A 5244-nucleotide genomic window follows, 5' to 3' on the forward strand; every position below is an offset into this window, starting at 1 on the left:
TGATTACTCTTGCAAGCCCAGTCCCTTTAGGGCTGGGTTACTGACGGGACTTTCACTATTTTCTTGAAAGCAATTTCAACTTGTGCATACTCATTAACCAACTGTGACACCAATTCTACAACCCCTTCTAGATTGCCACTCTTCCCTTTTGATTCTAACTCTAAACAAAGCTGATGGAGATTCATCGCTCCCAAAGAGGCACTGCTAGACTTTAAGTTGTGGGCTTTTTTGTCGAGGGTATCAGCGTCTTCATTGGTGACAGCTATTTGAATCGCAGCGACAATTTTCGGAGATTCCACCAGATAACAGTTGATTATTTTCACCAAAACTTCCTGATCACCTTCTAGCATATCCAGTAAGGATTCTAAAACCTGAGTATCTATTGAAGACATTGTAAACTTTAATATTTTGATTTTATATTGTGGCAATTGCCATTAAACATGAGTTTTTTCTGTTCCCTCTGAATGATAAATAACGTAGCGATTGCGTCCTGTTTCTTTTGCCCGATAAAGAGCTTCATCTGCCTTAGCAATGAGAAATTTTGCAGAACCGCTGGCTTGAGGAATAATAGTCGCAATCCCCAGACTCAGGGTCAGGTATGAACTAATTTGAGAACTTTTATGAATCAAACCCTTACTGCGGATAGATGAGAGAATTATTTCTGCAATACAAATTGCCCCAGCTATATCTGTATGCGGTAAAACTAAAGCAAATTCTTCACCACCATAACGAGCGGCTAAATCTCCGGGACGTTGGGCTACTTGATAGAGAATTTGAGCAACTTCTTTTAAACATTCATCTCCAGATTGATGTCCATAAGTATCATTATAATTCTTGAAAAAGTCTATATCACAAAGAATCAAAGATAAAGGCACTTTTTCTCTTTCTAAGCGTTTCCATTCTCGCTCTAAAACTTCATCAAAGGAGCGACGATTAGGAATTTGAGTCAAACCATCTATACTTGCTAGTTGTTGTAATTTCTGGTTAGCTGCTTCTAATTGTTGATATAGTTCTGCTTGCTGAATAGCCATGACTAATGGATTTGTTAGTTGTGTTAGCAAATCAATATCCGATTTAGCCCATCTGCGTGGTTGAGAACATTCATAAACTACCAATAATCCCCAAATACTGTTTTCCTGTTGAATGGGGACAACTAAATTGGCTTTCGCTTGTAATTGACTCAGTAAATCAATATGACATTGGGAAAGCCCAGCATTATCAATATCTTCGATCACATAAATATTACTTTGCCGATAGTCGTAACCACATTGATCAGAAAAGTAAGTATCTTGAAATACTCTTCCTAACATAGAATCCCATTCAGCGGCTACAGATTCAACTATGACATATCCACTCCCATCTGGATGAAACCGATAGACAATGACACGATCAGTTTTTAATAATTTACGGACTTCGATAGCAGTTGTACTCAGAATTAGTTCTAAGTTTAAAGATGTGCGGATTTTTTGGGTAATTTTAGCGATTAGCTGCTCTTGTTCAATCTTATACTGTAATTCTTTCATAGTCCAGTGCATTTGGAGCAAGCGGCGGACTCTTTGTCTTAAAACTGCCCAGTGAATCGGTTTAGTAATATAGTCAGCAGCACCAACAGAAAATGCTTTATCTACGGAATCTTGGTCATTTAGTCCTGTAATCATTAATACAGGAATGTTAGGATCAAATGTGTGTAGCTGATCGCAGCAAGTAAAACCATCCATTACTGGCATTATTGCATCTAGAAGCACGATATCTGGCTGTAAAGTCATGACAATATTTAGGGCAATTTTGCCATTACCTGCTACGATCACTTGATATCCCTCTTTTTCCATCGCATAACGTAATTGCATTTGTATAACTAAGTCATCATCTACAATTAATACTAATGTGTTGTTTATGTGAATAGAGGAAGTCACTATCTATAATTTCCTTGCTGAACTTGAACTGAAACTATACACACATTATGACTTGAGTTGAGTAGCCCCAGAATCAAAATAGACATAATACTCAATCCAATTGGCAATGATCTTAGCCGAAACATGGTCAAAATCAGTAATGGGACAGAATTAATTATACAACTGATTTTTCTGTTCCCTCTTCCCTTTTTTTTGTAAATATAATCAATTTTACCAAAATGGAAACCATCACATTAGGAAAAAATGGTCTAGCTGTTCCCCCTCTTTGTATCGGTACATGGGCTTGGGGTGATAAAGTATTTTGGAATTATGGCAACGGCTATGGTGAAGAACAGTTACAAGCGGCTTTTAATGCAGCTTTAGATGCTGGTATCACCTTCTTTGATACAGCAGAAGTTTACAGTTTAGGACTTTCGGAACAGTTTTTAGGAAAGTTCATGAAACAAAGCTCCCAAAAGGTACAAATTGCCACGAAGTTTGGCCCTTTACCTTGGCGTTTGGATGGTAAATCTGTATCTGACGCTTTAACGGCTAGTCTCCAACGTCTCCAAGTTGAGAAAATTGAATTATACCAAGTTCATTGGCCTTTTGCTTTCTTTTTGACTCAAGAAACTCTCATGAATACCCTCGCAGATGAAGTGAAACGGGGGAGAATCGGCGCAGTAGGTGTGAGTAACTATTCAGCAGCCCAAATGCGAGAAGCACACCAGATATTAGCCGATAGGGGCATACCTTTGGCTGTAAATCAAGTGCGTTATTCTCTACTAACGCGCCAAATAGAAGGTAAAGGTATTTCCCAAACAGCCCGTGATTTAGGTGTAACTATTTTAGCTTATAGTCCCCTAGCCCAAGGGTTGCTCACAGGTAAGTATACGCCCTCTTATAAGCCTCAAGGTGCAAGAAGCATAGATCCGCGATTTAGTCAAGATGGTTTAAATCAAATCGCCCCTGTTTTATCTCTATTACGAGAAATTGGTGAAAAATACGATCGCACTCCTGCCCAAGTATCCTTAAATTGGTTAATAGCCCAAGGTAATGTCATTCCCATTGCTGGAGTCAAAACCGCTGAACAAGTTAAACAAAATGCAGGGGCTTTAGGGTGGAAAATGACTCAAGATGAAATTGCTGAATTAGAGAAAATCACTCGTCCTTGGTTACATTAAGGTAAGCTCATATCCTGCACATTCAAAGCGTATAATTTAAACCGTTCTAAATCTGCTTGAATTGTGGACTCCACCACCTTTCCTAAAAACAAATTATCCATAAGTTTACCAATCAAGCCAGGAATAGCATAGGAAACCGTCATTTTCACAATACTAAGATCATGACGATCATAAAAGCGAATTGCTCCTTGATTTGGTAAACCATCAACCGATTCCCATTGAATAATTTGATAAGGAATTATTTTGGTAATTCGAGATTTCCACGTAAAATCTAACCCTCCTGTACTCAGTTTCCATAGAGAAATTTCCGGGTTATCTTCAGTAATTTTGACTGAATCAATCCATTTCATCCATTTAGGCATTTGCTCTAAATCAGACCACAATCCCCATGCTAATTCTATGGGAACTTCAACTTCTACCTGGACACTATGTTCTAACCATTCACTCATAGGATTTTAGATTTTAGATTTTAGATTGGTAATTGGTAATTGGTAATGGGTGATTGGTAATTGGTAATTGGTAATTGGTAAACTTTTACTTATTCCCTCTTAACTGTCACCTGTCACCTGTCACCTGTCACCTGTCACCTGTCACCTGTCACCTGTCACCTGTCCCCAGTCCCCAGTCCCCAGTCCCCAGTCCCTACTTCTTCAAACTTTCGAGAATTACCTTAGCCGCACGTTTTCCAGAAACCGTTGCCCCTTCCATGCTGTCAATATAATCTTGTTGAGTATAACTCCCAGCTAGGAAAAAGTTAGGAATAGGTGTTTTTTGATCGGGACGGTACGCATCCATTCCTGGTGCTTCTCTATACAAAGATTGAGCCAATTTAACCACACTGTACCAAGTCATGTTTAAATCTCTTGACGAAGGGAACAGTTCATGCACTTGTTTAAGGACGTGGTGAGCAATTTCTTCATTATTTTGCTTAATAAAAGGATCACCCGGTGTCAATACCAGTTGCAACAATGAACCCTCCCCAGGACGATAATAATCTGCGGGACTAGTTAAAGCCAAATCCGCAAAACAGGAAAAATCAGCATCAGCGGTATACAACAAATTATCTATCCCAGTCGCATGATTTAGCTGTTTGCGTTTTTCCTCATCTCCCAGTTCTGTCACCCAACCATCAAAGCGTAGCTGCACTGTAGCGACTGGAACAGCATCTAACTTATAAATGTTATCAAATTCTGGCCATTTCCGCCAAGGTTGGGGTAAAACTCGCTGAATCCCTGGAACATCACAAGCACAAAGATAAGCGTCAGCGGTAATTACTGCTTCTGTGTCACCTTGGGCAACTAATATACCAGTAACGTGAGTTTCGTCGCCAGACTCAGCAAACTGAATTTCTCGGACTTGACGACGGGTGTATATTTTTGTGCCTCTTTCTTCCAAGTATTTAACAATAGGTTTGTGTAAATATTCGTGAGGTGAACCTTCCAGCATTCGCAGAATTGAAGCTTCTGTTCTGACTGCAAAAAACTGGAAAATTGTCAACATACACCGGGCGGAAATATGATCACAATCTATAAATCCCAGGGCGTAAGCAATAGGATTCCAGAGACGTTTAATGCTACCTTTACTACCACCGTGACTATAGAACCAGTCAGAAAAACTGATTTTATCTAATTTGCGAATAGTTTTCATTGCCCCATCAAAGTCTACCAAACCTTGAACTATGGGGCTAGTACCCAGAGCGATCGCATTTTGGAATTTATCCCGTAATGAAAGTTGGGAAGTAGTAAAAAACGCCTTTAATCCGTTAAAAGGCGCACCAGTAAAAAAGCGAAAATCTAACGCCCCAGTTTGTCCACCTTTATTGATAAAAGTATGACTATGTTCTTTGAGGCGTAAATTATCCCCAGCCCCCACTTTCTCCATCAATGCAAACAGATTGTAGTAGCAGCCGAAAAAGACGTGCAGCCCCATTTCAATATGATTGCCGTCACCATCTACCCAACTGCTGACTTTACCACCCACAAACGGACGAGACTCGAAAATTTCTACCTCACAGCCCGCATCTACTAAATCTACAGCAGTTGCTAACCCAGCTAATCCCGCACCCACAATTGCAACGCGCATTCCCTCGTTCCTTGTTCAGTTTCTTTACAAATTGTAACTGAATTGGTGACTGGTTAGTTGTCAGTAGGGGCGAAGCATTTGGAAGA

The 5244-nt window shown here is 39.8% G+C and carries 5 protein-coding genes; 1 reads left to right on the top strand and 4 read right to left on the bottom strand.

All coding sequences use genetic code 11. The annotated features are described in order from the left end of the window. Positions 1 to 26: 26 nt before the first annotated feature. Positions 27 to 392, bottom strand: coding sequence for an Hpt domain-containing protein (locus FJR06_RS23690; RefSeq protein WP_041457890.1), 366 nt, complete (start codon positions 390 to 392; stop codon positions 27 to 29). Between the two features lie 42 nt (positions 393 to 434). Beyond that, positions 435 to 1913: a diguanylate cyclase domain-containing protein gene (locus tag FJR06_RS23695; RefSeq protein WP_015079858.1), complete on the bottom strand. Its 1479-nt coding sequence runs from the start codon at positions 1911 to 1913 to the stop codon at positions 435 to 437. Positions 1914 to 2131: 218 nt separating this feature from the next. On the opposite strand from FJR06_RS23695, the gene FJR06_RS23700 reads away from it, so the two are divergent. Beyond that, complete coding sequence (locus FJR06_RS23700; RefSeq protein ID WP_015079857.1) at positions 2132 to 3076, top strand: aldo/keto reductase; 945 nt, start codon at positions 2132 to 2134, stop codon at positions 3074 to 3076. Here the strand turns inward: FJR06_RS23700 and FJR06_RS23705 are convergent. After that, positions 3073 to 3525, bottom strand: coding sequence for an SRPBCC family protein (locus FJR06_RS23705; RefSeq protein WP_015079856.1), 453 nt, complete (start codon positions 3523 to 3525; stop codon positions 3073 to 3075). The genes FJR06_RS23700 and FJR06_RS23705 overlap by 4 nt on opposite strands. A 193-nt stretch (positions 3526 to 3718) precedes the next feature. After that, a complete protein-coding gene (gene zds / locus FJR06_RS23715) occupies positions 3719 to 5158 on the bottom strand; it encodes a 9,9'-di-cis-zeta-carotene desaturase (protein ID WP_015079855.1) in 1440 nt (479 codons plus the stop codon). Positions 5159 to 5244 lie beyond the last annotated feature (86 nt).

It is taken from the genome of Dolichospermum sp. UHCC 0352 (assembly GCF_009711925.1).
Classification (GTDB): Bacteria; Cyanobacteriota; Cyanobacteriia; order Cyanobacteriales; family Nostocaceae; genus Dolichospermum; species Dolichospermum lemmermannii.